The organism is Edaphobacter sp., from assembly GCF_035532915.1.
Classification (GTDB): domain Bacteria; phylum Acidobacteriota; class Terriglobia; order Terriglobales; family Acidobacteriaceae; genus Edaphobacter.
The window spans coordinates 1-3,525 of sequence record NZ_DATKQC010000003.1 but is presented as its reverse complement, the minus strand read 5'-3'; the positions used below and the strand labels follow the sequence as shown (position 1 = coordinate 3,525).

Annotated in this window: 3 protein-coding genes; all 3 read left to right on the top strand. The window is 56.6% G+C overall.

Going from position 1 to position 3,525, the window contains the following annotated elements; genetic code table 11:
• Positions 1–200: 200 nt before the first annotated feature.
• The 3 genes from VMU57_RS00075 (at position 201) to VMU57_RS00065 (ending at position 3,298) form a co-directional block, all read left to right on the top strand.
• Entirely contained in the window at positions 201–977 is a 777-nt protein-coding gene (locus tag VMU57_RS00075; protein WP_325379515.1) for a glucose 1-dehydrogenase, read from the top strand.
• A 168-nt stretch (positions 978–1,145) separates the two neighbouring features.
• Entirely contained in the window at positions 1,146–2,390 is a 1,245-nt protein-coding gene (locus tag VMU57_RS00070) for an MFS transporter (RefSeq protein WP_325379512.1), read from the top strand.
• A 119-nt stretch (positions 2,391–2,509) separates the two neighbouring features.
• Positions 2,510–3,298: an SDR family NAD(P)-dependent oxidoreductase gene (locus VMU57_RS00065; RefSeq protein ID WP_325379510.1), complete on the top strand. Its 789-nt coding sequence runs from the start codon at positions 2,510–2,512 to the stop codon at positions 3,296–3,298.
• Positions 3,299–3,525 lie beyond the last annotated feature (227 nt).

The following is a 3,525-nucleotide window of genomic DNA, read 5'->3' as shown; positions in this document are numbered from 1 at the left end:
AGATGTTGACCGAGGACGGGCTTTTTGCAACCGGAATTCTTGCCACGCACAGAGATGGAGGTTCTTCTTGGCCGACGTTTTGCAGTTCTTTTTAATCGCCTGGGTGCGGTTGGGTACCTGGGTAGCTCCAGTTTGCATTCCACCTCCTCCTTGCGCGACTGCATACAGCGAATCTTCCCACCACCGGAATGGAGGAACGTATGACCACTCAGCTTCTTAGCCTTGAAAGCAAAACTGCAGTTGTGACTGGAGGAACCTCCGGAATCGGGCGCGCGTTGAGCCTCGGCCTTGCCGAGGCCGGCGCCGATGTGGTCGCCACGGCGCGCCGCCAGCAGCAAGTCGACGAAATCGCCAGCGAGATCGAGTCCCGCGGGCGCCAAACCCTGCGCGTGCCCTCAGACGTATGTGATCGCCCCTCCCTCGAACAGCTGCTGGCCGCTGTGCTCGGCCGTTTCGGCAAGGTCGAAATCCTGATCAACTGTGCCGGAAGAATCAAGCGTACGCCCACGCTTACCGTGTCGGAAGAAGAATGGACTGGCATCCTCGACACCAATCTCACCGGAACGCTGCGCGCATGCCAGCTGTTTGGGAAGCACATGCTGGGGCGTGGCTACGGCCGCATCGTCAACATTGCCTCTCTGAATAGCTTTGTTGCACTCAGCGAAGTGGCCGCCTATGCGGCCAGTAAGGCAGGTGTAGTCTCGCTGACGCGCTCGCTCGCCGTGGAATGGTCCAAGAAGGGCGTTACAGTAAATGCCATCGCTCCGGGCGTATTCCGCACTGCTCTGAATGAGAGTCTGCTTGACAGCACGCCACGTGGCCAGGAACTGCTGATGCGGACGCCCATGGGCCGCTTCGGCAAGACCGAAGAGCTGGTGGGAGCCGCAGTCTTCCTATCCTCCGATGGCGCGTCCTTCATAACCGGGCAGACAATTGCTGTCGACGGAGGTTTTCTTGCAAGCGGTGTTAACCAATAAGACCCATACGATGAGAAATGGCCTTGCGGCTCCGTATGCACGGCAAGGTCAGCTTGACGTCTCTGATGTGCCAAGGAATCAAGGCACGTTGAATCATGTTGACGACAAGTTTCAGTTCATTTTCGCGCGGGTTCTGGAAAACGAAGCAAACAGAATGGGTTTTGTGTAATGGCCAGAACCGCAGCTTCCCGGATGCGATGGGCGATGATCGCGCTGGCATTCTTCGCCACGCTGATCAACTATCTCGATCGTCAGGCACTTTCAGTCGCGGCTCCCGTTTTGCGCTTGCAGTTCCATTTGAGCAACGAGGGATACGCGCGGATCCTGTTCGCGTTTATGCTCGCCTACACGATCATGAACGGTGTGTCCGGCCTGGTGATCGACCGGCTGGGGACGCGCACCGGTTATGCACTGTTCGTCGCGTGGTGGTCATTGTGCGCGATGTTGCACGCTTTTGCGCGAGGTGCGCTGTCGCTGGGAATCTTTCGCTTCCTACTTGGCATTGGGGAATCGGGCAACTGGCCCGCCGCCGTGAAGGTGGTTGCGGAGTGGTTCCCTATCGAGGAGCGCTCAATTGCCTCGGGCATCTTCAACAGTGGATCGTCGGCTGGCGCGATTCTTGCTCCACCTATCATCGTCTTCATTCTACTGAAGTGGGGCTGGCGCTCGACATTTGTTGCCGTGGGCTGTCTGGGCTTTGTTTGGCTGGTCGCATGGCTGCGATGGTATCGCGTGCCGGTTCGCACGACTCAAGAGGTTGCCTTGCCGCCGAACGTGCCAGTCTGGCAAGTGCTGCGTTCGCGCTTTGTCTGGAGTTTCACACTGTCGAAGGTTTTCATGGATCCGGTGTGGTACTTTTACATCTTCTGGTTTCCTGAGTACCTACATCATAGCCGGCACTTCGACATGGCCAGCATCGGCCGGTATGCCTGGATTCCGTTCTTCGTGGCCGGACTGGGCAGCTCCGGCGGCGGGTTTATTGCCAAGGGTCTTTTGAACTTCGGGATGTCGGTAACGGCTGCGCGCAAATCGGCGATCACGTTCGCAGCGCTGATGATGACAATGGCCGTGCCCGCAGTATTGACCGAAAGTTCCGCGCTGTCCATCGCATTCGTATCGATCGCGATGGCAGGCTATACGGCGTCATTGGCTAATATGCTGGCAATGCCCGCCGACGTCTTTCCCGCCGAAGCGGTCGCATCGGTCTACGGCATAGCCAGCATGGGATCAGGTTTCGGAGGCATGATCTTCATGCTGCTTACGGGCTGGCTGGTCGACCGGTATTCGTATGTACCGGTATTCCTGCTCTTCGGTCTGATTCCTCTGGTTTGCGCGTTCGTTCTGTGGACTCTGATGGGGCCGCTCGAAGGACACTCACATCCCGGCGCCCAGACATTTCAGACACAAGGATAAGTATAGATAAGATCCTACGCTGGAACCATGGCCTCTCTGCAGCCTTTTTATTTGAAAGGCGGTCTCTTTAGAACGAGTCGCGGTAGCATTTCAGCTTTGACGAAAGAAAGGAGTACCAAGTGAATCACAATCATCTATTCAGTAAAGATGCTTTGGCCGAAAGAGTAGCTCTTGTTACAGGTGGTGCGCGCGATATAGGAAGTGCTATCTGCCTTGGACTAGCAGAGGCTGGAGCGACAGTCGTTCTCAGTCACACCCCGACAGAGAAGTCCAGGGCGGGCGGTCTTAGAACTGTTGAAGACATTCGTAAGCTTGGAGGAAAAGCGGCCGCGATTGCAGCAGACCTGACTAAGACCCAAGACATTATTACACTCGTCGAGCAGACGCGTATCACCGCCGGGGACCGAATTGACATCCTGGTCAATGTTGCGGGGGGCCTTGTGGCGCGAAAGACTATCCAGGAAATGGATGAAACGTTTTGGGATCAAGTGATGAATCTCAATCTGAAGAGCACATGGAGGTTGACAAAGGAATCTTTGCCATCCATGCCAGAGGGCAGCTCAATCATCAACATAGCCTCGCAAGCCGGGCGCGATGGAGGCGGCGCTGGATCACTCGCGTACGCCACATCCAAGGGCGCCCTGATGACCTTTACACGAGCACTTGCGAAGGAACTGGGGCCGCGCCGGATCCGCGTGAATGGAGTGTGTCCGGGAATGATCAATACGGACTTTCACAATATCTTCACCAAGCCTGAGGTCCGCGCCAGAGTGGCTGCGTCCACACCGCTCGGGCGTGAAGGCGAAGCGAGAGAAGTAGCGGATCTAGTAGTATTCCTGGCCTCGGATTCGGCCTCGTTTATCAACGGGGTGAATTTCGACATCAACGGTGGAACCGTGTTTTCGTAAGGCCTGCTCAGCACCACGCGCAGGTCCCTTCGCGACCCAGCGGTGACGCTGCAATCTACACACGATACCGAGCGCCTTCACAGTCCTAGAGCGTGTTTCATAAACATTTGCGCAGCGTGATCCAGAGGCAGGCGAGATAGAAGAAGGCTCGATAGGTAGCGAGGAGATGTTCATGGCGGACCAGCAATCGACGGAACTGCCCGAGCCAGGCGTTGGTGCGCTCGATG

Excerpts from the sequence above, each read along its gene's own strand:
- VMU57_RS00075 (WP_325379515.1), top strand. The coding sequence starts at position 201 with ATGACCACTCAGCTTCTTAGCCTTGAAAGCAAAACTGCAGTTGTGACT.
- VMU57_RS00070 (WP_325379512.1), top strand. The coding sequence starts at position 1,146 with ATGGCCAGAACCGCAGCTTCCCGGATGCGATGGGCGATGATCGCGCTG.